Below are 23,591 nucleotides of genomic sequence, written 5' to 3' on the forward strand. Positions count from 1 at the left end.
GAGCTTCCCACATTCCGGGACTGTCCCGGATTTTTTCGACGCCAACAATGCCCTTGTCACGCCTCGCCTCTCTCTTACTTCTGGCCGCCCTGACCGGCTGCGCTACGCCGTCCATGCCACCGTGGCAGCCCGACCAGGGCGACGGCACTTATCGCAATCCTGTGCTGCACGCCGATTATTCGGACCCGGACGCCATCCGCGTGGGCGAGCGCTATTACATGACGGCTTCCAGCTTCAACTACGTGCCCGGCCTGCCGCTGCTGGAGTCCGATGACATGGTCAACTGGCGCCTGGTCGGCCACGCGCTGCCGCGCCTCGTGCCGGAAGGGACGTTCGCGACGCCCCAATTCGGCAAGGGCGTGTGGGCACCGTGCCTGCGCTGGCACGACGGCAAATTCTGGATCTTCTATCCCGACCCGGACCACGGCGTGTACGTCATCACCGCCGAGCGTTTCGCCGGCCCATGGAGCGCGCCGCACCTGCTCCTGCCCGGCAAGGGCATCATCGACCCGACCCCGCTGTGGGACGACGACGGCAACGCCTGGCTGCTGCACGCCTGGGCCAAGAGCCGCGCCGGCATCAACAACATCCTGACCTTGCGGCGCATGGCCCCGGACGGCCGCACCCTGCTGGACGACAAGGGCCGCGACATCATCGACGGCAACCGGCTGCCGGGCTACCGCACGCTGGAAGGCCCCAAGTTCTACAAGCGGAACGGTTACTACTATGTGTTCGCCCCGGCCGGCGGCGTGGCCGAAGGCTGGCAGAGCGTGTTCCGCGCCCGTTCCATCGAGGGCCCGTACGAGGAGCGCATCGTGCTGGACCAGGGCCGCAGCGCCGTCAACGGCCCGCACCAGGGCGCCTGGGTGCGCGCGGCGGACGGCAAGGACTGGTTCCTGCATTTCCAGGACAAGAAGGCCTACGGGCGCATCGTGCACCTGCAGCCGCTGCGTTGGGCCGACGGCTGGCCCGTCATTGGCACGGATGGCCTCGCGCCGCACAAGGGCGAGCCGGTCGCACGGCATGCCAAGCCCGCCGCCGGGGCCGTCGCCGCGCCCGCGACCAGCGACGAGTTCTCGTCCACTACGCTGGGGCCGCAATGGCAATGGAACGCCAATCCGCAACCCGGCTGGCATTCGCTGTCGGTGCATCACGGCGCGTTGCGGCTGTTCACGCAGGCGGTGCCGGCCGCGCGCGACTTCGTACGCGGTGCGCCGATCCTGTCGCAGAAGGTGCCGGCGCCGGCGTTCAGCGTGCGCACCCACGTGGCCTTGCACGACGCGCTTGACGGCGACCGCGCCGGCCTGATCGTCGACGGCATGCAGTATGCGTGGATCGGACTGCGCCGGCAGGCGGGCCGCACGCAGCTGGTGTATGCGCAGTGCGCACCGGCCGTGATGCGCTGCACGGAAGCGACGCAGGTGCTGCTGGCCGATGCGCCGCCCGCAATGCACCTGCGGCTGGACTGGGCCGATGGCGCGAGGGTGCGGTTCTCGTACAGCGCCGATGGCGCGGCGTGGACGCCGGCCCCGGGATCGTTCGCCGCGCAGCCGGGGCGCTGGGTCGGGGCGACGCTGGGGTTGTTCAGCGTTGGCGAGCACGCCGGCGGCTATGCCGACTTCGATTATTTTCGGGTGAGCCGCTAGAGACCCAACGCGAACACCAGCCCGGCGACCGGTTCGCCGCTGTCCTCGCGCAAGGTGCACGCCACCTGCTCGCGCACCGTGAAACCGTGCCGCGCGGCGAGCATGGCAAGATATTCGGCCGCGTGCGCATACCGGCCCGACGCGCGCAGGGAATAGCCGTCGCCGTCCAGCGCCTCGACCGAGAACACGAACGTTCCGCCAGCGCGCAGCCCCTGCCGCGCCGCCGCCAGCACGGGATCGAGGTCGCCGACGTAGACCAGCACGTCGGCGGCCGTCAGCACGTCCCAGCGCGCCGGCGTCTGCGCCAGATAGGCCGTCAGCTCGCCGCAGGCCAGCGCATCGTAGACGCCCAGCTCGCGCGCCTGCGCCAGCATGCCGGCCGACAGGTCGACACCTTCCAGCTGACGCGCCAACGGCCGCAACAGCGGCCCGCACAGGCCCGTGCCGCAGCCCAGGTCGAGGATATCGAGCCCACTGCGGCCTGCCAGCTGGCGCGCCAGCACGTCCGCCAGCAGCGTTGGGGTGCGATAGCGCAGCACGTCGACCAGGTGGCGGTCGAAGCGGCCGGCGTATTGGTCGAACAGCGCCGCCACGTAGCCGGCGGGCGAGGCCTGCGGCGCGGGCGCGGCGCCCAGCGACGCGAGCAGGTAGGCCACAGTGGCGCCATCGGCGCCGCAGGCGGCGGCCGCCTCGTAAGCGGCAATGGCCTCATCGCGCCGGCCCAGTGCACGCAACGCGTTGGCCCGACCCAGCTGGGCACGCGGATGGCCGGGGCGCAGGCGCAGCGCCTGGTCGTAGCTGTCCAGCGCCGCGTGCGCCTCCTGCGCACGCAGCAGCAAGGTGCCGCGGCTGCACCAAGACGCCACGTAATCGGGTTGCGCACGCAGCGCGCGGTCGAACGCCTCCAGCGCATCCTCGGCCTGGTCGAGCGCCGCCAGCGAGACGCCGGCACCGTGCAAGGCCTCCGCATATGCCGGCCGCTGCGTCAGGGCCGCGCCGAAAGCGTCCAGCGCGTCGGCATGCCGGTCCAGCGCCTGCAGCGCCAGCGCGCGGTTGCAGAACGCCTCGGCATAGCTTGGCGCCAGCGCCAGTGCGCGCTCGTAGCTGGCCAGTGCTTCGTCCAGCCGGCCCAGGCGTCGCAGCGCATTGCCGCGATTGCACAGCGCCATCGGATAGTCCGGCTGCAGCGCCAGCGCGCGTTCGTAGCTGGCCAGGGCGTCCTGCTCGCGGCCGAGGTCCTGCAGCACGGCGCCCAGGTTGCAGTGGGCGATGGCACGGCCGGCGTCGATGGCCAGCGCCTGCGTGATCAGGTCCAGCGCCAGCTCCGGTGCCTGGCGCTGGCGCGCGATCACGCCCGAGAGATGGAGCGCATCGAAATTGGCAGGGTCGCGCGCCAGCACGGCGGCATACAGCGCGTCGGCCTGGGCCAGCTCGCCGCGCTGGTGGTGCGCCACGGCCTGGCGCAGCAGCGCGCCGATGTCGGAAGGGTCGATGGAATGCATGGCCCGCATTAGACCACAGCGGCGCGGCGTTGCATGTCATCGCCGCGTAAAAATCGGCATGCACAATACGCCTCGCTCAGTGGAGAGGGCAATTGGCGGCGCGAGCCGCCACTACCGGCGCCGGCGGTCGGGAAATATACCGGCACCACATTCCCATGCGGCTGTCCCCGCCATGACAGTTGCGCTAAACCTGGTGACAATATCGCGACCTTTCCCCTCATCGCGATGCTACACTTTGACAAGCCTCAGACAGCCGGCGCTCCGCCAGTGGCGCCGTCTGTGCAGTCCCCATACTGGCTCGCAAAACGCGAATACAGAGGGAGAATATGATGAAAAAATACGTGGTCCTGAGAAGCAGTGCGCCCGCCGAAGCACGCGTGCAGCCCGGCCTGGCCGGCACCCGGCTGTTCGAGACGCTGCGCCATGCCGCCGCCCAGCCGCAAATCACCGTCGAGCGCCTGAGCGACAGAGAGCTGGCGCAAGCGCGCGCCGAGCCGGATGTGCGCCTGGTCGCACCGACGATGCCGACCCGCCTGATCGAGCCGTTCAAGAGCGCCGCCCCGGCCGCCGCGGCCGACAGCTGGGGTATCGCGGCAGTAGGCGCGGACAAGAGCCGCTTCACGGGCGCCGGCGTCACCGTCTGCGTGCTCGACACGGGCATCGACGCGAACCACGCGGCATTCAAGGGCGTCGACCTCGTCACCAACGACTTCAGCGGCGACGGCATCGACGACGTGGTCGGCCACGGTACCCACTGCGCCGGCACGATCTTCGGTCGCGACGTCGGCCGCCGCATCGGCATCGCACGCGGTGTCGAGAAGGCGTTGATCGGGAAAGTGCTGGGCAACGACGGCTCCGGCAGTTCCGAGATGCTGTTCAACGGCATGACCTGGGCGCTGCAGCAGAACGCCAACATCATCTCGATGTCGCTGGGCTTCGACTTCCCCGGCATGGTGGAAGAGCTGACGAAGGGCGGCATGCCGGTCGCGCTGGCCACGTCGCAGGCACTGGAGGCGTATCGCGGCAATCTGCGCATGTTCGACGCGATCATGGCGATGCTGGACGCGCAGGGCGGGCTGGGTATCGAACCGCTGGTCGTGGCGGCCGCGGGCAACGAAAGCCGGCGCGACGACAACAAGGACTTCCGCATCGCCGTCTCGCTGCCGGCGGCGGCGAACGACGTCGTCAGCGTGGCCGCGATCGGCAAGCGCAACGACAAGCTGTTCGTGGCCAATTTCTCCAACTACATGGCACGCATCAGCGCCCCCGGCGTGGACATCACGTCGGCCTTCCCCGGCGGCGGCTTCGAAACCTGGAGCGGCACCAGCATGGCCTGCCCGCACGTGGCCGGGGTGGCCGCGCTGTGGTGGGAGGCGCTGCAGAAAGGCGGCGGCCAGGCCGACGCCCGCACGGTCGCGGCCAAACTGTCGGCCACGGCACGGCGCGACGTGTTCCCGGCCGATATCGACGGGACCGATATCGGCGATGGGTTCCTGACGGCGCCTGAGTAACGGAAGGCCGGCTGCGCTTGCACGGCGCCTATGGCAGCCTGCCCGGGTGGACTGCCATGGGCACGGCGTCGATCGGCTTGTCGCAGGCCAGCGACAAGCGCATGTCGCCCGGGCCGGCAAGGGGCACCGTGGCGCCGGCACGACCGCAGTCTGCCCGGATCCTTTCATAAGCTTGAGCGGCGTTGTCGCGCAAGTCGATGGCGAAGGCGTGGCTGATCGTCGGCGAATCGCTTACCGTCCTGCAGTTGAACCGCCCGTCCAGCCGGAAGCCCTCCGGCAGCGTCCAGTAGCCTCGCCCGCCCGAGCAGTCGTTTGCGAGCAGATAGTGCAGTACCGCGCGCGCATACACCGCATTGGCGTGCCTGCCACTCGTATTCACGATCCCCAGCTCGGTCATAACCGTCTCGAGCGGCGTCGTGTCATCGAGGCGACCGGCCGCCAACAGCTGCCCGATATACGCATGCGCGCTCGGCACGGCATCGCGGGACAGTCTGTTCATGAGGTTGACGACCGCATCGCCATCCAGCTGCAACACCGGGGCCACCGCCTTGAAATAGCTCCCTGCTCCGTCGGGCTGGACCTGGCTGTAGCGATCATACAGCGCAAACGCCAGCGTGCCACAGTCATAGAACAGCCGTTGCTCGCTCGACGTGGGTTCGACAGCGGTGAGCGAACGGTTGCCGAGGCGTGCCAGGCACTGGTTGATGCGCTCGTCCAGCGCCTCGACGACAAACGGCGTGCCCGCCAGGCGCGTGGCACGCAGGGCCTGCAGCGCCGCATACTCGGCCATTCCTTCATGAATCCATGGGCGCCCGTGATCGGCACCGCCCCCATCTTCGCGTTCAAATACATGAAACAGCTCATGGGCCAGCATCTGGCGCAGCATCAGCCGGCGCTGTTCCGACGGCGTTTGCCAGTCGCCCCCTGTCAGTGCGAGGCGAATCGACTGGCCGGGCAGCACGTCGCCGCGGTAGCTCGCACCGGGCTGCTCGGGTGCCGCGACGACCAGCATGATATTGGGCCGCAATGGTCGGCGCCACCCGAGTGCCTTGACGTAGTAATGCGCCAGCCTTGGCAGGGTCGTGCGCAGCTCGGTCGTGACCCATGGCGGCGTGCGCCGGTCGAGCAGGATGGAGCCCCCTGCCAGTCGTTGCGCAGTGAGTGGCCCCATGTATAAATAAGCGCCTTCTTGCGGCACCATCGCCGCACCGGCAGCTATTCTGTTACCGCGCACATAACCGGGTTTGGCGAGAACGAACGCGGTCGGCATCTCCAGTTCCAGGTACGACGAATAGACCGCTACGCCGCCGTCGCCGAAATCGACCAGCGCGTCATAACTTCGCAGCCGGCCTTGCTGCGCTCGGCCGATGACCAAGCGCAGGCGGCTGATTTCACCGCCATCGGCGGCGGTGACGGCGTTGCCCTCCATGACGAGGCCGGAATCGGCGGGCAGCCACCGACGCCGCGCCGCATCGACGGTGGCCTCCTTGAACCGGACGACCCTGGTGCCGGCGGGCAGGTGAAAATCCGCCGTGACGTTGCCCTGTCTGTCGATGTCGAGATTGACGACAGCTCGCGGCGACGCCATCGCGCTGCCGCCGCAAACCAGCCATAGGACGATAGCGCATACGCAGGCGCGCGCGAGCCGGACGCAGCGTGACATCAACACGCTCTCACCTCTGCCACTGGTTTCTCCACGGTTCACACCGGCTTCATGCAGCCGGCTAGTGCCTCATCTTCGGCACTTTATACGAAAGCGATGCAGGACGGGCTCCTCTGCCAGGGCGAGGAGCCCAGGAGAGCATGCCCGTCCAGCAGGATGGTTACGCGAACTTGGTGAAATCCGGCTTGCGCTTCTCGAAGAAAGCCATGAACGCTTCCTTCGCTTCCGGCGCCAGCAGCATCTCGCCGAACAGCTTGCTTTCCTTGGCGATGATGGCATTGAGCTCTTCCTTGCGGCCCTGCGTCATCAGGCTCTTGGTCGTACGGATCGACGCGGCCGGCAGCGCGACCAGCTTGGCCGCTTGCGCGCGCGCGTAGTCCAGCACTTCGGCGGCCGGCAGCACTTTCGAGACGATGCCCATGTCGTAGGCTTCCTGGGCCGTGAACGGCTCGCCCAGCATCAGCTTCTCGGCGGCGCGGGCGTGGCCGGCGGCCAGCGGCATCAGCATCGACGAGCCGAATTCAGGGCACAGGCCCAGCTGCGTGAACGGCACGGAGAACTTGGCGCTGTCGCCGGCGTAGACCAGGTCGCAATGCATCAGCAGCGTGGTGCCGATGCCAATCGCCATGCCGCCGATCGCCGCCACCACGGGCTTGGTGGTGCCCGACAGGGCGCGCATGAACTGGAACACGGGACGGTTGGCGAATTCCTCGGCCGTACTGGGGCGCGCGGTTTTCATGAAGTCGTCCAGGTCGTTCCCGGCCGTGAAGATCTCCGGCTTGCCGGCGATCAGGATGGCGCGCACTTCGTTGTCCGTCTCGGCCGCGTTGATCGTGTCCGCCATGGTCTGGTACATCGCGGAGGTGATCGCGTTCTTGCGCTCGGGGCGGTTGAATTCCAGCGTGAGGATGCCGCCTTCCTTGCTGACGAGGATGTCCATGTCTCTTCTCCTTGTTTTGAATGATGAAGGGCGCCCGGTCGAAACCGCGGCGCCCTTCTTTATCTAGCGAGCCGGAAGCTCATATTTAAACCCAAGGCCAAGAGCCGGGGTCAGACCCGACGGGTCTGACCCCAGATTTGGGTTCCGGGTTTGAGCCATGAGCCGCCGGCTCTTTGTATTACACGCGCTCGATGATACCAGCAGCGCCCATGCCGGCGCCGACGCACATCGTCACCATGCCGTACTTCAGGTTGTTGCGGCGCAGTGCGTGCACGACGGTCGCGGCGCGGATCGCACCGGTCGCGCCCAGCGGGTGGCCCAGGGCGATTGCGCCGCCCATCGGGTTGACCTTGCTGGTGTCCAGGTTCAGGTCGCGGATCACGGCCAGCGCCTGGGCGGCGAAGGCTTCGTTCAGCTCGATCCAGTCCAGCTGGTCCTGCGTGATGCCGGCGGCGGCCAGCGCGGCAGGAATCGCCACCTTCGGGCCGATGCCCATGATTTCCGGCGGCACGCCGCGCACGGCGAACGACGAGAACTTGGCCAGCGGCGTCAGGTTGTGTTCCTTCAGGATCTTCTCCGAGACGACGATCAGCGCGCCGGCGCCGTCCGACATCTGCGACGACGTTGCCGCCGTCACGGAACCCTTGGCGGCGAAGACGGGCTTGAGCTTCGCCATGCCTTCGATCGACGCGTCGGCACGTGGGCCTTCGTCCGCATCGACGGTGCGCTTACCGATCTTGATCTCGCCGGTACGCAGGTCAGGCGTGCGGGTGATGATTTCTACCGGCGTGATCTCGTCCTTGAAGTAGCCGGCCTGCTGGGCGGCGATGGCGCGGCGGTGCGATTCCAGGCCGAAGGCGTCCTGGTCTTCGCGCGACACCTTCCATTGCTTCGCCACGTTCTCGGCCGTCAGGCCCATGCCGTAGGCCAGGCCCACGTTCTCGTCCTTGAACGTGTCCATGTTGATCGACGGGTGGTGGCCCATCATCGGCACCATCGACATCGATTCGACGCCGCCGGCGATCATCACGTCGGCTTCGCCGACGCGGATGCGGTCCGCCGCCATCGCCAGGGCGGTGATGCCGGAGGCGCAGTAGCGGTTGACGGTGACGCCGCCGACCGTGTTCGGCAGGCCGGCCAGCACGACCGAATTACGGGCGATGTTGAAGCCCTGCTCCGCTTCCGGGAACGAGCAGCCGACGATCGCGTCGACGATCAGGGCCGGGTCCAGGTTCGGCACGGCGGCCATGGCGCCGCGGATCGCGTGCACCAGCAGGTCGTCCGGGCGCGTCTTGTTGAACATGCCGCGTGGCGCCTTGCCGATCGGGGTGCGGGTCGCTGCGACGATGTATGCGTCTTGAAGTTGTTTGCTCATGTTATTCGTCCTAGTAGTCGCTTAGTTCCGCACTGGCTTGCCGGTCTGCAGCATGCCCATGATCCGCTCTTGCGTTTTCGGGTTGTTCAGCAGTTCCAGGAAGGCTTTACGTTCCATGTCCAGCAGCCACTGCTCGGACACCACGCTGCCTTGGTCGATGTCGCCGCCCGACACGATCTCGGCGATCATGTCGCCCAGCTTGTAGTCGTGGGCGGAGATGAAGCCGCCGTCGCGCATGTTGACCAGCTGGCCGCGGATCGTGGCCCAGCCGTAACGGCCGGTGACCGGGACCGGGCGCTGCAGCGGTGCGCGGTAGCCTGCGTCGAACATAGAGCGCGCGGTCACTTTGGCCACGTGCAGCAGTTCGTACGGGTTGAAGACGATGATGTCGTCTTCCTTCAGGTAACCCATCGCCTTCGCTTCCAGGGCCGACTTCGACACGTTCGCGGTGGCCGCGTTGGTGAAGCCCGTCTTCAGGAATTGCAGGATGTCGTTGCCCTTGGCTTCCTTGGCAGCGCGCACGGCCGCTTCCTTCAGGCCACCACCGGCAGGGATCAGGCCCACGCCCACTTCGACCAGGCCGATGTACGACTCGATCGAGGCGACGCGGCGCGACGCGTGCAGCGCCATTTCGCAGCCGCCGCCCAGCGCCAGGCCAGCCACCGCGGCGACGACCGGTACGTTCGAATACTTCATCGCCATGAAGGTGTTCTGCAGGTCCTTGATCAGTGGATCGAGGGCTTTCGCGCCGCCGGCCATGAAGGCTGGCAGGGCCGATTGCAGGTCGGCGCCGGCGGAGAACGCGCCGCCTTCGGCCGCATCCGTACCCCAGATCACCAGGCCCTTGAAGTTCTGTTCCGCTTCCTTCAGACCGCGCTTCAGGCCGTCGATGACGCCCTGGCCGATGACGTGCATCTTGGTCTTGATCGAGGCGACCAGCACTTCGTCGCCCGAGTGCCACAGGCGGATGCTGTCGTCTTCGAACACGGTGGTGCCGGCCTTGGTTGCATCGGTGGCGCCTTCGCCCAGTACCGGTGCGCGGAATTCCTGGCGCTTGTACACGTCCAGGTTCGAACGTGGCACGAATTTCTTCGACGCGGCGGAGTACGAACCTTCGGCCGTGTGCACGCCGTCCACTTCGAAGACCCAGCTTGGGAGCGGTGCGTTGGTCAGCGCCTTGCCGGCGTCGATGTCTTCCTTGACCCACTCGGCGATCTGCTTCCAGCCGGCGGCTTGCCACGTTTCGAACGGGCCGATCTTCCAGCCGAAGCCCCAGCGCATGGCGAAGTCCACGTCACGCGCGTTGTCGGCGATCGATTCCAGGTGGTAGGCGATGTAGTGGAACGCGTCGCGGAAGATCGCCCACAGGAACTGGCCTTGCGGGTTGGTCGATTCGCGCAGCGCCTTGAACTTCTTGACCGGATCCTTTTCTTTCAGGATGCGGGCGATGATGTCGGCCGCTTTCGCGCCGCCGGCCACGTATTCGCCGCTGGCGAAGTCCAGGCGTTGAATCTCCTTGCCGACCTTCTTGTAGAAGCCGCCGCCAGCCTTCTGGCCCAGCGCGCCCTTCTCGATCAGCTTGGCCAGCACGTCCGGCGTCTTGTAGACGGCGGCGAACGGGTCGTCCTTCAGGTTGTCCTGCATCGTCTTGATGACGTGGCCCATCGTGTCCAGGCCCACCACGTCCGCCGTGCGGAACGTGCCGGACTTGGCGCGACCCAGCTTGGCGCCGGTCAGGTCGTCGACGACGTCCACGGACAGGCCGAATTTTTCGGCCTGGTGGATCGTGGCCAGCATGCCGAAGATGCCGACGCGGTTGGCGATGAAGTTCGGCGTGTCCTTGGCGCGCACGACGCCCTTGCCCAGCACGGACGTCAGGAACGTTTCCAGCTGGTCCAGGATTTCCGGACGGGTCGCTTCGGTCGGGATCAGTTCGACCAGGTGCATGTAGCGCGGCGGGTTGAAGAAGTGCACGCCGCAGAAGCGCGCCTTCAGGTCCGCGTCGAAGCCTTCGGCCAGCTGGTGGATCGGCAGGCCGGACGTGTTGGAGGCGAAGATGGCGTTCTGGCCGATGTGCGGCGCGACCTTCTTGTACAGGTCGTGCTTCCAGTCCAGGCGCTCGGCGATCGCTTCGATGATCAGGTCGCAGTCGGCCAGCTGGTCCAGGTTGTCTTCATAGTTCGCGACCTGGATCAGGGCGGCGTCTTCCTTGTCGCCCAGCGGTGCTGGCGACAGCTTTTTCAGGCCTTCGATGGCTTTGAGGACGATACCGTTCTTCGGGGTGCCTTCTTTCCCAGGCAGGTCGAACAGCACGACCTGGACCTTGGCATTGACGCAGTGGGCGGCGATCTGCGCGCCCATCACACCGGCGCCCAGGACGGCGACTTTTTTTACACTGAAGTTGCTCATGTTTTTCCTCTAGTTTTTAGAACAGGTCGGCGTCCAGCGCCATCAGGTTCGCGGCGCCGGAACGGGCCTGGCGGATCAGCATTGCGGTTTCAGGGTACAGGCGCGCGAAGTAGAAGCGCGTGGTCTGCAGCTTGGCTTCGTAGAACTTGTCGCCCGAGTCTTTCTTTTCCAGCGCGATCTTGGCCATCTGGGCGAAGAAGTAGCTGTACACCAGGTGACCCACGACGCGCAGGTAAGGCACGGCGGCCGCGCCCACTTCGTCCTGGTTCTGGAAGGCCTTCATGCCGATTTCCATCGTCAGCTTGCCCACTTTTTCGCCCAGCTCGCCCAGCGGCGTGACGAATTCGGACATCGCTTCGTCGGTGCCGTTTTCTTCGACGAAGGCACGCACCTTCTCGCCGAACTTGCGCAGCTTGGCGCCGTTGTCCATCAGGATCTTGCGGCCCAGCAGGTCCAGCGACTGGATCGTGTTGGTGCCTTCGTAGATCAGGTTGATGCGGGCGTCGCGCACGTACTGCTCCATGCCCCACTCCGAGATGTAGCCGTGGCCGCCGTACACCTGCATCGCTTCCGAGGTGGCGATCCAGGCGTTGTCGGTGATGAAGGCCTTGATGACAGGGGTCAGCAGCGCGACTTCGTCGGCGGCTTCCTTGCGCACTTCTTCGTCAGGGTGGTTCAGTTCGCGGTCGATCTGCAGCGCGACGTAGGACGAGAAGGCGCGCGCGCCTTCGGCGTAGGCCTTGGCGGTCAGCAGCATGCGGCGCACGTCCGGGTGCACGATGATCGGGTCGGCCGGCTTGTCGGCAGCCTTGACGCCGGACAGACTACGCATTTGCAGGCGGTCCTTGGCGTACACCAGCGCGTTCTGGTACGCGACTTCGGTCAGGCCCAGCGACTGCATGCCCACGCCCAGGCGGGCCGCGTTCATGAACACGAACATGGCGTTCAGGCCCTTGTTCGGCTGGCCGATGATCCAGCCTTTCGCGCCGTCCAGGTTCATCTGGCAGGTCGAGTTACCGTGGATGCCCATCTTTTCCTCGATGGCGCCGCAGAAGATCGGGTTGCGCTCGCCGACCGTGCCGTCGTTGTTCGGCAGGTACTTCGGTACCAGGAACAGCGAGATGCCTTTCGAGCCTTCCGGTGCGTCCGGCACGCGGGCCAGCACCAGGTGCAGGATGTTTTCCGACATGTCGTGCTCGCCGGCCGAGATGAAGATCTTGTTGCCGGTGATGGTCCAGGAACCGTCTTCGTTCGGGATGGCTTTCGTGCGCAGCAGGCCCAGGTCGGTGCCGCAGTGTGGTTCGGTCAGGCACATGGTGCCGGTCCATTCGCCGGAGACCAGCTTCGGCAGGTACAGGCGCTTCTGCTCGTCGGTGCCGTGCTCCTTCAGGCACTCGTAGGCGCCGTGCGACAGGCCCGGGTACATCGTCCAGGCCTGGTTGGAGGAGTTCAGCATCTCGTAGAACGAGTTGTTCAGCACGACCGGCAGGCCCTGGCCGCCGAATTCCGGATCGCATGCCAGCGCGGCCCAGCCGCCTTCGACGTATTGCTTGTACGCTTCCTTGAAGCCCTTCGGCGTCGTGACGGTCTTCGTCTCGGCGTCGTGCTTGCAGCCTTCGCGGTCGCCGGAGTGGTTCAGCGGGAACAGCACTTCGGACGTGAATTTCGCACCCTCTTCCAGCACCTGGTTGATGATGTCGGCATCCGTCTCGGCGTGGGCCGGCAGTTCCTTGAGCTGCTCTTCCACCTTCAGGAACTCATGCAGCACGAATTGCATATCCCGGATTGGCGCGACGTATTGACCCATGTTTATCTCCTGACGACTAAAGGCTAAAGTTGTTTGTTGAGGTGCCGCTGTATCTGATCTGACTACGCGCGGCGTTAGGACTGATAGTTTTCGATAAGACGGTTGAAGCCGACGCTGGCCCGTTCCACGCTGCCGGGAATGCGCAGGAAGCGGGCATCGTGATGGACGGCCAGGATCAGGCCATACATCTCGTACACCAGCTGCTGGGCATCCGTACCGGCCTTCAGGTGGCCGCACTCGATGGCCTGCTGGGCCGCGCGCAACAGCGCGCTCTGCCACGCACCCACCATCGACACCAGCTCCTCGCGGATCGGACCCGGACGATCGTCGTACTCGACGGCGCCGCTGATATAGATGCAGCCGGACGCGATCTCGATGCTGACCCGCTTGACCCAGTGCGCGAACATCGCGCGCAGGCGCGGCAGGCCGCGCGGCTCCTTGATGCTCGGATAGAACACATCCTGCTCGAAGCGGCGGTGGTACAGCTTCAATACTTCCAGCTGCAAATCTTCACGCGAACCGAAGTGGGCGAACACACCCGATTTGCTCATGTTCATCTTGTCCGCCAACAGACCGATGGTCAGGCCTTCCAGCCCGTCACGGCTGGCCAGGTCCAGGGCCACGTCCAGGATGGCGGCACGGGTCATCTCACCCTTGCGCATGAATTTTGTCGAGGTATTAATAACTAGGGCACTCACTTGGAATCCGGCTCGAAGAGAAAAAAGTTCATTCTCTCTCCGGGGATAAGCATCGTGTGAAAAAAATTACGAACGCTCGTACTATTATCCAGAGCAGGATAAATGTCAAACGCCATTGTTAGAGGTGGCGTTCTATTTTGACGGGGGCGCTTGCCCCCATGTTTGACGTTGCCAAAAAAATGGGGACAGACCCCAATTTCTCGGCAATGTTTCCTGAAAAATGGGGTCTGTCCCCATTTTTTGAGCAACTACTCTCCCGTGTCGATACGTTCGCGCACGCGCCGGTCGCGCTTGGTTGGCCGGCCCTTGAAGTCGGCGGCCGGTTCGGCGAACAGCCGGCGCCGCTCGGCTTCCTTCTGGCGCCGCGCGATCGATTCTTCGGACTCCTCGTACAAGGTGCGGGCGATGGGCGCGCCCTGCCGTTTGTCGGACAGCCCCAGCACCAGCACGTCCCACTCGTCCGAGCCGTTGTCGATGTGCAGCTTCTCGCCCAGCTTCAGCAGGCGCGCCGGTTTCACGCGGTCGCCGCCGATCTTCACTTTACCGTTGTCGATCGCGTCGATGGCCAGGTTGCGCGTCTTGAAGAAGCGCGCCGCCCACAGCCACTTGTCGATCCTTACATTGTCCATCAAGCGTATTTCCCCACTGCGAAAATGCGCATCAGCGTCTTGTAGACCACGTACGCGATCTCGTAGCCGATGCGGCGGAAGCGGCCCACGTGCTGGTATTCGTGCGGATGGATTTCGACACCCTCCGCCACCGCCGCCTCGATATGCCGGCGCAGGTCGACGGCAAACGCGGCGTCCTTGATCACGACGTTCGCTTCCTGGTTTAAAAACAGGCTCAACCCGTCCACGTTGGAAGAGCCCACGGTGGCCCAGTCATCGTCGATGACGGCCACCTTGGCGTGGAGCTGGGTCTTGTGATATTCCACCACCTTCACGCCAGAGGCAAGCAGCTTCGGGTAGAACGAGTGCGCCACCGCATCCTGCAACCAGTGCTCGCCCACGCCGATCAAGAGCACGACCTCGACACCGCGCTGCGCCGTCTGCGACAGCGCGCGGCGGAACTTGCGGCCCGGTGCGAAATACGGGTTGGCCAGCAGCACGCTCTTGCGCGCCCGGCCCAGTGCGTTCAGGTAGGCCTTCTGGATGGTCTGGCGGTTGCGCAGGTTGTCGCGCACGACAAAGCCGGCCCGCACCGTCGACTCGGCCGCGACCTTGTTGGCGCGGCGCAGTTCGTTGTACAAATGAATACGATTTTTCAGCGTCATCCGGCCCAGCCGCAGCCATTGCGCCTCCGCTTCCTTGTGGATGGCGGCCACCAGCGGGCCCTCGACGGCCACGGCGAAGTCCCAGCGCGGCGCGCACAAGGCCTTGCTGTGGTCGTAATCGCAATACATGTCGTCATTGACGTTGATGCCGCCGACAAAGGCAATGCAGCGGTCCACCACGCAGATCTTGCGGTGCGTGCGGGTGACGCCGCGGCGGAACCACGGATTGAAGATGCGGTGCTCGACGCCCGCTTCGAGCAGTTGCGCGTGCATGCGTTTCGAACGGCCGTTGCCGGTGCCGAACCAGTCGGTGATCACGCGCACGGTCACGCCCCGTTGGCCGGCGCGCATCAGCGCGGCCAGCACGGCCTGTCCCGTTTCGTCATCGGCGAAGATATAGGTTTCGAAGTACACGTCGTACTGCGCGGCATCGATGGCTTCCACCATGGCGGGGAAATATTCGGTACCGCAGTGCAGGAGTTTGACTTCGTTATCGGCGATGAATTCGACGGGACGCATGGTCAAGCAAGTTTCAGGGTAGCCACAATCGGCGCATGGTCCGACAGCTTGGCCCACAGCTGGCCATGCAGGACCTCCGCCGATTCTACCTTGAAGCCGCGCACGTAGATACGATCCAGGCGGAAGAAGGGCAAGGCCGCCGGGAAGGTGCGGGCCGGACGAATCGCCGCCTGGCGCCGCGCCAGGGTACGGACCAGGTCGCCCAGGCTGGAGCCGGCGCCGACCTCGTCGAAGACCTCCACCACGCCCAGCGCCTTGCGCAGTTTGGCGCTCAGGGTATTGCGCCAGTCGTTGAAGTCGCCGGCGATGATCACCGGCTCGCCGTTCGGTGCCGACAGGTTGACGGCATCGATCAGCGCCTCCACCTGCCGCACCCGGCTTTTCTCGAACAGGCCCAGGTGGATCACGTAGCAGTGCACCGTGCCCTTCGGCGTCTCGACGATGGAGTGGAGGATGCCGCGTGCCTCGTAGGCGTGGTCCGAAATATCCGTGTTGGTCCACTTGGTGATGGGAAAGCGCGTCAGCAGCGCATTGCCGTGGTGGCCATGGTCGTACTGCGCGTTCAACCCGTACACCGACTGGTGCGACTCGCCCGCGAAGAACTCGTGCTGGCTGCCCTGCGGCCAGTGCCGGTGCCCGTGCCGTTCCTCGCCGTAGCGGGCCGCGATGCGGTCGTGCTGCCCCTGCACTTCCTGCAGGAAGATCAGGTCAGCGTCGAACGCGGCGATGGCCTGCTTGAGGGCGAGCACCCGCGGCTTGCTGCGGTAAGACACGCCCTTGTGGATGTTGTAGGTGGCGACTTTGATCTTCATGGAATGATTTTAGCCCCAACCGTATCCTTTTCTCCTCGGCAATCGTGCGGCGGCGTGACGATTCTCCATTGCAATTTGCAAGACGACTTCAACGAAAACCCAACAGTCGAGCTGCGCACAGTACATTGCTGAAGACAACGGTTGAGTTATGACCTACATTAAGGTGTACAAAAAAGCATCACTCATGTTCTGACGGCGGGGCGGGGAGGCCACTATGGCGATCAGAAGCAAACGGGCAGGCGTATTGGCAATGCTGGCGTGGATGGGGTGTGCGGCCGGTCCGGCGATGGCGTCACCGATCCTGCTGGACTGGAGCCCGCAGGCCTTGCTGGGCGCGACGTCCGGCGATGCATACAGCAATATCAACCGGGGCCAGCATTTCGCGGAAGTCGTGTCGTTTGCCGTCAATACGCTGGTCGATGGCATGGCAATCTACTCAGGCATTGGTTATGGCGGCGTCGGCACCCTCGTCGACATCGCCATCTGGGCCGACGACGCCGGCCGCCCGGGCGCGCTGCTGGGCCGCTTCGGCAGCGCAATCGACCTTGTCGACATGGACGGCGCCAGCGGCGGCAACGTGCGCAAGCACGCGCAATTTGCCGGCTTCACGATGGCGGCGGACGTGTCGTACTGGATCGGCATGGCGGGCCACAGTGTGGAGCTGGCGCAGACGGCCATCCGTAATGCCAACGGCGGCGACGGCCAGATGGCCCAGTTCACCGGCCGTGGCAGCTACCTCGGCCAGGCCGGCGTAGGCGACATGGCGTTCCGGCTGTACGGCACCCCATTGGGACCGCAGCAGCACGTGGCCATTCCGCTGCCCGGCACCCTACCCCTGTTCGGGCTGGCCGGTGTGGGCCTGCTGGCGGCGCGCTGGCGGCGGTCAGGCTGACAGCTTGCGCAGCTGGCGCGGCAGCTGCAGGATCGCCTCGGCATTGGACGGGCTGAAGCATTTGTCGGCCGCGGCCAGGTAGGGCAGCCAGACGTAATCGACGTGCTCGCGCGGCGCCAGAGTGATGGCGATGTCGCGCGGCACCTCCACGCTGAACACATGCTCCGTGTTGTGCGTCACGCCCGGCGCGTAGCGATGGCGCCAGACCGGGTAGATCTCATAGACATTCGACAGCTGCCAGTCGCGCAGCACGATGCGCTCGCCATCGGCATGGATGCCGGTTTCCTCGAACAATTCACGGGTGGCTGTGGCCAGCAGCGGCTCGTCCGGCGCGTCCAGCGAGCCGGTGACCGACTGCCAGAAGCCGGGATTGCCGGCGCGCTCGATCAAGAGGACGTCGAGGTCGGCGGTGTGGATGACGACTAATACCGATTCCGGGATTTTGTGGGAAGTAGTCATTGATGCGGGCGGTTGGGGACTGTCCCCAAAGGGGACTGTCCCCGAAGTTTTGTTCGCGTTGAGATGACGTTTGCTGGCTTGGGGTCTGTCCCCGGTAAGGGTTGGCATCAGCGCTTGCCTGTGGCGGCGTCAGGGGACTGACCCCGGTTTTCATCGCAGGCCCCGAGGGAGGCTGGTTCATTTCCGCCGCCGATAAAAACCGGGGTCAGTCCCCTCGATCCGCCAACAATCCCGCTGCAGCCAACACTTACCGGGGACAGACCCCTGCGGATCCGCAGCCAACAGCCCAAAAAAAGGGCGCCGCAGCGCCCTCTTTTTTAGCCAGCCACCTTCGGCTCGGCCGCGCGCAGGCGGATGTGCAGCTCGCGCAGCTGCTTCTCGTCCACTTCCGACGGTGCGTGCGTCAAGAGGTCCTGAGCGCGCTGCGTTTTCGGGAACGCGATCACGTCGCGGATCGAGTCCGACTTCGTCATCAGCGTGACGATACGGTCCAGGCCGAATGCCAGGCCGCCGTGCGGTGGCGCGCCGTATTGCAGTGCGTCCAGCAGGAAGCCGAACTTCAGGCGTGCTTCTTCCGCGCCGATCTTCAGCGCGCGGAACACCTTCGACTGCACTTCCTCGCGGTGGATACGGATCGAGCCGCCGCCCAGTTCCCAGCCGTTCAGGACCATGTCGTAGGCCTTGGCGATGCAGGCGCCCGGGTTGGTTTCCAGCATGTCCTCGTGGCCGTCCTTCGGTGCCGTGAACGGGTGGTGGGTGGCGGTCCAGCGGTCGTCTTCCTCGTCGTATTCGAACATCGGGAAGTCGATGACCCACAGCGGTGCCCAGACGTCGTCGAACAGGCCGTTCTTCTTGCCGAACTCGCTGTGGCCGATCTTCACGCGCAGCGCGCCGATGGCGTCGTTGACGACCTTCGCTTTGTCCGCGCCGAAGAAGATCAGGTCGCCGTCTTCGGCGCCCGTCAGTTCCAGGATCTTGGCCAGGGCTTCGTCGTTGATGTTCTTCACGATCGGCGACTGCAGGCCGTCACGGCCCTTGGCCTTCTCGTTGACCTTGATGTAGGCCAGACCCTTGGCGCCGTAGATGGCAACGAACTGGGTGTAGGCGTCGATTTCCGAACGTGGCATGTCGCCGCCCTTCGGTACGCGCAGGCCGACCACACGGCCGTTCGGCAGGTTGGCCGCGGCGGAGAACACCTTGAAGTCGACGTTCTTCATCACGTCGGTCAGTTCGGTGAACTCGAGCTTTACTCTCATATCGGGCTTGTCCGAACCGTACTTGCCCATCGCTTCGGCGAAGTCCATCACCGGGAACGGGTTCGGCAGGTCGATCGACAGCGTGTTCTTGAACACCTTGCGGATCATGTCTTCGAACAGGTCACGGATTTCCTGTTCGTTCAGAAACGACGTTTCGCAGTCGATCTGGGTGAATTCCGGCTGGCGGTCGGCGCGCAGGTCTTCGTCGCGGAAGCACTTGGTGATCTGGTAGTAGCGGTCGAAGTTGGCGACCATCAGCAACTGCTTGAACAGCTGCGGCGACTGCGGCAGCGCGAAGAACTGGCCGGCGTTGACGCGCGACGGCACCAGGTAGTCGCGCGCGCCTTCCGGCGTGGACTTGGTCAGGGTCGGCGTCTCGATGTCGATGAAGCCCAGTTCGTCCAGGTACTTGCGCACTTCCATCGTCACCTTGTAGCGCAGGCGCAGGTTGTTCTGCATCTGCGGACGGCGCAGGTCCAGCACGCGGTGCGTCAGGCGGGTGGTTTCGGACAGGTTGTCGTCGTCCAGCTGGAACGGTACGGCCACCGACGGGTTCAGCACTTCCAGCTGCGAGCAGATCACTTCGATCTTGCCCGACTTCAGGTTGTTGTTGACGGTGCCGGCCAGGCGGTCCTTGACCGTGCCCGTGATGCGCAGGCAGAACTCGTTACGTACGGCTTCGGCGGCCTTGAAGACTTCCGCCTGCTCCGGATTGCAGACGATCTGAACCAGGCCTTCGCGGTCGCGCAGGTCGATGAAGATCACGCCGCCGTGGTCGCGGCGACGGTGCACCCAGCCGCACAGGCTGACGGTTTGGCCCAGCAGTGCTTCAGTGACGAGGCCGCAGTAATGAGTACGCATAGACATGGTTAATTCTCGGTTCAGGTTAAGTTCGTTAATTCAGTCGAAAGCGTCAGTCGGGAGCGACGACGCCCATCGACACAATGTACTTCAAGGCGGCATCCACGGTCATGTCCAGCTCCACGACCTGCGAGCGCGCCATCATCAGGAAGAAGCCGGAGGTCGGGTTCGGCGTCGTTGGCACGTAGACGCTGACGTAGTCGCCCACCAGGTGGTTCTTGACGTCGCCGCCGGGCGTGCCGGTCAGGAACGCGATCGTGTACGAGTTCGCGTGCGGGTACGGGATCAGCACGGCCTTGCGGAAGGCGTTGCCGGACGACGAGAACAGCGTGTCCGACACCTGCTTGACGCTGCCGTACAGCGAGCTGACGACGGGAATCCGGTGCAGCAGCTTTTCCCACAGGCGCAGGATGTAGTTGCCGATCAGGTTGTTGGCCAGCAGGCCGACGCAGAACACGATGACGATCGTCAGCACCGCGCCCAGGCCAGGCACGTTGAAACCGAGCAGGGTCAGCTTCGGCCGCCAGTGTTCGGGCAGGACCAAAAGCGACTGGTCCAGCGTGCCGACGATGATATTGAGCACCCACAGCGTGATCGCCAGGGGTACGAGGATCAGCAGACCGGTAAGAAAGTATTTGCGTATCGTGTTCATCGTTCCTGGGATTTACTTCGTGTCGCCGCCGGACGTGGTCGTCGCGGCAGGTGCCGGGGTGGCCGGCTTGGCGTCGCTGGCGGGCGCAGCGGCGGGCGCATCGGTCTTCGCGGCCACGCCGGTGGCTGGCGCATTGCCGCCTCGGAAATCCGTCACATACCAGCCGGTGCCCTTCAACTGGAAGCCGGCAGCGGTAAGCTGCTTTTTAAAAGTCGATTTGCCGCAGGCCGGGCACTCGGTGAGCTGAGGATCGGAAATCTTCTGCAGCACGTCCTTGGCAAAGCCACATTCCTCGCAACGGTAAGCGTAGATAGGCATCGGTTACTCCGCAAAAATCGTCAAAAACCCTGAATTATAAAGCTTTTTTGCGGCAACAAGACAGTTGACAACGACCGCCGGGATCGTGAGTTGCCGGAGAAATGGGGACAGACCCCATTTCTCCGGCAACTGTTTCTCAAAAAATGGGGTCTGTCCCCATTTTAGGAGCAACTAGCGGCGGCGCCACTCCAGCCAGCGCTCGCGGCCCTCGAACACGGGCAGCGAGTCCTTGACGGCTTCGTCCGCTTCCAGTTCGAAATGCGGCGCCAGCAGTTCGTCCAGCCGGGCGCGCTCGATGCCGAATGGCGGGCCCTTGGGCGTGGCGCCCAGGAAGAAGTAGCCGGCCAGCAGGCCGCCGCGCGGCAGCAGCTGGGCCCAGCGTTCGGCGACTTGCGGCCACATGTCCGGCGGCAGCGCGCACAGGAAGGCACGCTCGTAGATCACATCCAGCGGACGCGGTGGCTGGTACGTGAAGAAATCGGCCTGGACGATGCGCTCGGGCCAGCGCTTGACGACGTGCCGGGCCCGCTCGACGGCGGCTGGCGAGAAATCGATCGCGGTCGCGTCCCAGCCCGCCTCGCACATCAGGTCCAGCTCGTAGGCGGAGCCGCAGCCGGGAATCAGCGCGACGGGCGGCACCACGGCCGCATCGGCCGCCGCGTCGCGCTCGGCGACCAAGTGGCGCAGGCGCTCGGGTATGCCGCCTTTGTCCCATGGCATGAAGCGCTGGGTGAAACGCTCGTCCCAGAACGCCGCTTGCAGGGGATCGCGGCTCTCGAAATCAGGGTTGGCAGGCTCGGCCATCACATCACTCCTTGCCAGCGCAGCCAGGCCTGAAAGCCCACCGCGCCGGCGACAAACGCACCGACAAAGAACACGAAGAAACTCAGCAGACGATTGGTGCGGCGCTGCTCCTCGGCCAGCTGACGCAACAAATCGTTGGTATGCGGATCGCGGTCGCTGATGGCCATCAAGGCCTGCTGCGTCAACCGCGGCAGCGTCGGCAGGATGTGCGAGTAGCGCGGCGCTTCCGCCTTCAGGCGGTCGATCAACCCGCGCCAGCCCACCTGCTCGGACACCCAGCGCTCGAGGTGCGGCTTGGCCGTTTTCCACAGGTCGAGGTCGGGATCGAGCACCCGCCCCATGCCCTCGATATTGAGCAGTGTCTTCTGCAGCAGCACCAGTTGCGGCTGCACTTCGACATTGAAGCGGCGCGACGTCTGGAACAGGCGCAACAGGATCTGGCCGAACGAGATGTCCTTCAGCGGCCGGTCGAAGATCGGCTCGCAGCAGGCGCGCACGGCCGCTTCCAGCTCGTCGACGCGGGTGGTCTTCGGCGCCCAGCCCGATTCGATGTGGGCCTCGGCCACGCGCTTGTAGTCGCGCCGGAAGAAGGCCAGGAAGTTCTGCGACAGGTAATCCTTGTCGTAGTCGTTCAGGGTGCCGACAATGCCGAAGTCCAGCGCGATGTAGCGGCCGAACGTGGCCGGGTCGATCGACACGAGGATGTTCCCCGGGTGCATGTCCGCATGGAAGAAGCCGTCGCGGAACACCTGGGTGAAGAAGATCTCCACGCCGTCGCTGCCCAGCTTCTTCAGGTCGACGCCGGCCTCGACCAGGCGATCGATCTGCGACACGGGAATGCCATGCATGCGCTCCATCGTGATGACATTGCTGGAACAGTAGTCCCAGAACATCTCCGGCACCATCAACAGGTTCGAATCGGCGAAGTTGCGGCGCAGCTGGGCCGCGTTGGCCGCCTCGCGCATCAGGTCCAGCTCGTCGTGCAGGTACTTGTCGAACTCGGCGACCACTTCCTTCATCTTCAAGCGCTTGCTGTCGCGCCACAGCCGGTTGATCCAGTCGGCGGCCAGGTTCATCAGCGCCACGTCCTCGTCGATCAGCTTTTTCATGCCGGGGCGCAGCACCTTGACGGCCACCTGCGTGCCGTCCGGCAGCGCGGCGAAGTGCACCTGGGCGATCGACGCGGACGCCACCGGGATGCGCTCGAAGCGGGCAAACAGCTGGTCCGGATGCGCGCCCAGCGACCGTTCGATCTGCGCGACCGCCAGGTCGGAATCGAACGGCGGCACGCGGTCCTGCAGCTTGGACAGCTCCACCACGATATCGGGCGGGATCAGGTCGCTGCGGGTGGACAGCACCTGGCCCAGCTTGACGAAGATCGGGCCCAGCTCTTCCAGTGCCATGCGCAGGCGCACGGCGCGCGGGCTGGACAGGTTACGCCAGAAGAATGCCGTGTCGATCACGCGGGTGATGCCGGGCTTGTCGAAGCCGGAAATCGCGATCTCGTCGAGCCCATATTTGACGAGTACGCGCAGAATCTTAAGCAGGCGAAGAAATTTCAGGATCATCGAGTTTCCGTGTCGGGGGTGGTGCCGGCAGGCGCTTGCGCAGGGTGCCGTTGCGCGAATTTCTGTTCCAGCTTCTCCAGCCGCTTGATGGCGCGCTCGACATCGTCACGCAAGCGCGTGACGCCCGCTGCGAACTCCTCGGTCACGGCGGGCCGTACCAGCAGCGGCTGCTCCTCCAGGAAATACTCGGCGACGTTTTCCGTCAGCTTGCGCTGGCCCGTCTGCAGCGACGCCAGCGCCGACTTCGCGCCGGACACCAGCCGCACGGCGGCGATCGGCCCGACCAGCTTTTCCAGGTCGTGCTCGGCTTCCCAGCGCAGCGACTGCGACAGGCGCGAGATCGCATTGGCGAACTCCGCGTCGCCTTCGATCTGCACGTAGGAAAACGCCCGCTCGCGGTTCTGCGCGATCAGCGGCAAGTCGGAGAGTTTCAGCCGGATCGTCACGGCCGGTACGACATCGCTCGAGGCGGCCTGCACCATGCCGTCGGCGGCGACCATCAGGCGCAGCTCGGCCGGCGACGCGTCGATGCGCGCGACCTTGCCCGCATACTGTTTCAGTTCGGCGCGCGCCCAGTCCTCCTGCGCCAGCAGGTGGTTGATCGTGGCCGCGGCCGGCATCGACAG

The 23,591-nt window shown here is 65.0% G+C and carries 20 protein-coding genes; 3 read left to right on the forward strand and 17 right to left on the reverse strand.

The genetic code is table 11. The features are described from left to right. Positions 1-113: 113 nt before the first annotated feature. On the forward strand, positions 114-1,646 hold the full coding sequence (locus tag E7V67_023705) for a glycoside hydrolase 43 family protein (protein WUR12665.1): 1,533 nt from the start codon (positions 114-116) through the stop codon (positions 1,644-1,646). On the opposite strand, the gene E7V67_023710 is transcribed toward E7V67_023705, so the two are convergent. Beyond that, positions 1,643-3,148, reverse strand: a complete 1,506-nt coding sequence (locus tag E7V67_023710; GenBank protein ID WUR12666.1) for a tetratricopeptide repeat protein — start codon at positions 3,146-3,148, stop codon at positions 1,643-1,645. The two genes, E7V67_023705 and E7V67_023710, sit on opposite strands and share 4 nt — an antisense overlap. 326 nt (positions 3,149-3,474) lie before the next feature. Between E7V67_023710 and E7V67_023715 the strand changes: the two genes are divergently transcribed. Continuing rightward, a complete protein-coding gene (locus E7V67_023715; protein ID WUR12667.1) occupies positions 3,475-4,659 on the forward strand; it encodes a S8 family serine peptidase in 1,185 nt (394 codons plus the stop codon). A gap of 28 nt (positions 4,660-4,687) precedes the next feature. Here E7V67_023715 and E7V67_023720 read toward each other — a convergent pair whose 3' ends face one another. The 9 genes from E7V67_023720 to E7V67_023760 form a co-directional block, all read right to left on the reverse strand. After that, complete coding sequence (locus E7V67_023720; protein ID WUR12668.1) at positions 4,688-6,328, reverse strand: hypothetical protein; 1,641 nt, start codon at positions 6,326-6,328, stop codon at positions 4,688-4,690. A gap of 154 nt (positions 6,329-6,482) precedes the next feature. Continuing rightward, positions 6,483-7,262 (reverse strand): enoyl-CoA hydratase, encoded by a 780-nt coding sequence (locus E7V67_023725; protein ID WUR12669.1) that lies wholly within the window; start codon positions 7,260-7,262, stop codon positions 6,483-6,485. A 178-nt stretch (positions 7,263-7,440) separates the two neighbouring features. Then, positions 7,441-8,637 (reverse strand): acetyl-CoA C-acyltransferase, encoded by a 1,197-nt coding sequence (locus tag E7V67_023730; protein ID WUR12670.1) that lies wholly within the window; start codon positions 8,635-8,637, stop codon positions 7,441-7,443. Between the two features lie 21 nt (positions 8,638-8,658). Continuing rightward, positions 8,659-11,046, reverse strand: a complete 2,388-nt coding sequence (locus E7V67_023735) for a 3-hydroxyacyl-CoA dehydrogenase/enoyl-CoA hydratase family protein (protein WUR12671.1) — start codon at positions 11,044-11,046, stop codon at positions 8,659-8,661. A 16-nt stretch (positions 11,047-11,062) separates the two neighbouring features. After that, positions 11,063-12,853 carry an acyl-CoA dehydrogenase C-terminal domain-containing protein gene (locus E7V67_023740; GenBank protein ID WUR12672.1) on the reverse strand — a complete coding sequence of 597 codons (1,791 nt, stop codon included), beginning with the start codon at positions 12,851-12,853 and terminating at the stop codon, positions 11,063-11,065. A gap of 74 nt (positions 12,854-12,927) precedes the next feature. Beyond that, positions 12,928-13,515, reverse strand: a complete 588-nt coding sequence (locus E7V67_023745; protein WUR12673.1) for a TetR/AcrR family transcriptional regulator — start codon at positions 13,513-13,515, stop codon at positions 12,928-12,930. Positions 13,516-13,799: 284 nt separating this feature from the next. Next, positions 13,800-14,180: a S4 domain-containing protein gene (locus E7V67_023750; GenBank protein WUR12674.1), complete on the reverse strand. Its 381-nt coding sequence runs from the start codon at positions 14,178-14,180 to the stop codon at positions 13,800-13,802. Then, positions 14,180-15,343, reverse strand: a complete 1,164-nt coding sequence (clsB, locus tag E7V67_023755) for a cardiolipin synthase ClsB (GenBank protein WUR16335.1) — start codon at positions 15,341-15,343, stop codon at positions 14,180-14,182. The genes E7V67_023750 and clsB overlap by 1 nt, the downstream gene beginning before the upstream one ends. 2 nt (positions 15,344-15,345) lie before the next feature. Continuing rightward, positions 15,346-16,155 (reverse strand): endonuclease/exonuclease/phosphatase family protein, encoded by an 810-nt coding sequence (locus tag E7V67_023760; protein ID WUR12675.1) that lies wholly within the window; start codon positions 16,153-16,155, stop codon positions 15,346-15,348. Between the two features lie 214 nt (positions 16,156-16,369). Between E7V67_023760 and E7V67_023765 the strand changes: the two genes are divergently transcribed. After that, positions 16,370-17,047, forward strand: a complete 678-nt coding sequence (locus E7V67_023765; protein WUR12676.1) for a hypothetical protein — start codon at positions 16,370-16,372, stop codon at positions 17,045-17,047. On the opposite strand, the gene nudB is transcribed toward E7V67_023765, so the two are convergent. The 7 genes from nudB to E7V67_023800 all read right to left on the reverse strand — a co-directional run bounded on the left by nudB (position 17,039) and on the right by E7V67_023800 (position 23,585). Continuing rightward, positions 17,039-17,506: a dihydroneopterin triphosphate diphosphatase gene (gene nudB, locus E7V67_023770; protein ID WUR12677.1), complete on the reverse strand. Its 468-nt coding sequence runs from the start codon at positions 17,504-17,506 to the stop codon at positions 17,039-17,041. The genes E7V67_023765 and nudB overlap by 9 nt on opposite strands. Before the next feature lie 317 nt (positions 17,507-17,823). Next, positions 17,824-19,629 (reverse strand): aspartate--tRNA ligase, encoded by a 1,806-nt coding sequence (gene aspS, locus E7V67_023775; protein WUR12678.1) that lies wholly within the window; start codon positions 19,627-19,629, stop codon positions 17,824-17,826. Between the two features lie 46 nt (positions 19,630-19,675). Next, positions 19,676-20,266: a DUF502 domain-containing protein gene (locus E7V67_023780; protein WUR16336.1), complete on the reverse strand. Its 591-nt coding sequence runs from the start codon at positions 20,264-20,266 to the stop codon at positions 19,676-19,678. Positions 20,267-20,287: 21 nt separating this feature from the next. After that, the gene (locus E7V67_023785) at positions 20,288-20,593 is read right to left on the reverse strand and encodes an FmdB family zinc ribbon protein (GenBank protein ID WUR12679.1); all 306 of its coding nucleotides are present in this window, start codon (positions 20,591-20,593) and stop codon (positions 20,288-20,290) included. A gap of 171 nt (positions 20,594-20,764) precedes the next feature. Beyond that, positions 20,765-21,397, reverse strand: a complete 633-nt coding sequence (locus E7V67_023790) for a methyltransferase domain-containing protein (GenBank protein ID WUR12680.1) — start codon at positions 21,395-21,397, stop codon at positions 20,765-20,767. Further along, on the reverse strand, positions 21,397-22,965 hold the full coding sequence (ubiB, locus tag E7V67_023795; protein ID WUR12681.1) for a ubiquinone biosynthesis regulatory protein kinase UbiB: 1,569 nt from the start codon (positions 22,963-22,965) through the stop codon (positions 21,397-21,399). The genes E7V67_023790 and ubiB overlap by 1 nt, the downstream gene beginning before the upstream one ends. Next, positions 22,962-23,585, reverse strand: a complete 624-nt coding sequence (locus tag E7V67_023800; protein WUR16337.1) for an SCP2 sterol-binding domain-containing protein — start codon at positions 23,583-23,585, stop codon at positions 22,962-22,964. Before E7V67_023800 ends, ubiB begins: the two co-directional genes overlap by 4 nt. Positions 23,586-23,591 lie beyond the last annotated feature (6 nt).

Origin of the sequence: [Empedobacter] haloabium (assembly GCA_008011715.2) — a bacterium.
Classification (GTDB): domain Bacteria; phylum Pseudomonadota; class Gammaproteobacteria; order Burkholderiales; family Burkholderiaceae_D; genus Rugamonas; species Rugamonas haloabia.

Coding starts and splice junctions, on each gene's coding strand:
- E7V67_023705 (WUR12665.1), top strand. CDS start 114: ATGCCACCGTGGCAGCCCGACCAGGGCGACGGCACTTATCGCAATCCT.
- E7V67_023710 (WUR12666.1), bottom strand. CDS start 3,148: ATGCATTCCATCGACCCTTCCGACATCGGCGCGCTGCTGCGCCAGGCC.
- E7V67_023715 (WUR12667.1), top strand. CDS start 3,475: ATGATGAAAAAATACGTGGTCCTGAGAAGCAGTGCGCCCGCCGAAGCA.
- E7V67_023725 (WUR12669.1), bottom strand. CDS start 7,262: ATGGACATCCTCGTCAGCAAGGAAGGCGGCATCCTCACGCTGGAATTC.
- E7V67_023730 (WUR12670.1), bottom strand. CDS start 8,637: ATGAGCAAACAACTTCAAGACGCATACATCGTCGCAGCGACCCGCACC.
- E7V67_023735 (WUR12671.1), bottom strand. CDS start 11,046: ATGAGCAACTTCAGTGTAAAAAAAGTCGCCGTCCTGGGCGCCGGTGTG.
- E7V67_023740 (WUR12672.1), bottom strand. CDS start 12,853: ATGGGTCAATACGTCGCGCCAATCCGGGATATGCAATTCGTGCTGCAT.
- E7V67_023745 (WUR12673.1), bottom strand. CDS start 13,515: ATGCGCAAGGGTGAGATGACCCGTGCCGCCATCCTGGACGTGGCCCTG.
- E7V67_023750 (WUR12674.1), bottom strand. CDS start 14,180: ATGGACAATGTAAGGATCGACAAGTGGCTGTGGGCGGCGCGCTTCTTC.
- clsB (WUR16335.1), bottom strand. CDS start 15,343: ATGCGTCCCGTCGAATTCATCGCCGATAACGAAGTCAAACTCCTGCAC.
- E7V67_023760 (WUR12675.1), bottom strand. CDS start 16,155: ATGAAGATCAAAGTCGCCACCTACAACATCCACAAGGGCGTGTCTTAC.
- E7V67_023765 (WUR12676.1), top strand. CDS start 16,370: ATGGCGATCAGAAGCAAACGGGCAGGCGTATTGGCAATGCTGGCGTGG.
- nudB (WUR12677.1), bottom strand. CDS start 17,506: ATGACTACTTCCCACAAAATCCCGGAATCGGTATTAGTCGTCATCCAC.
- aspS (WUR12678.1), bottom strand. CDS start 19,629: ATGTCTATGCGTACTCATTACTGCGGCCTCGTCACTGAAGCACTGCTG.
- E7V67_023785 (WUR12679.1), bottom strand. CDS start 20,593: ATGCCTATCTACGCTTACCGTTGCGAGGAATGTGGCTTTGCCAAGGAC.
- E7V67_023790 (WUR12680.1), bottom strand. CDS start 21,397: ATGGCCGAGCCTGCCAACCCTGATTTCGAGAGCCGCGATCCCCTGCAA.
- ubiB (WUR12681.1), bottom strand. CDS start 22,965: ATGATCCTGAAATTTCTTCGCCTGCTTAAGATTCTGCGCGTACTCGTC.
- E7V67_023800 (WUR16337.1), bottom strand. CDS start 23,585: ATGCCGGCCGCGGCCACGATCAACCACCTGCTGGCGCAGGAGGACTGG.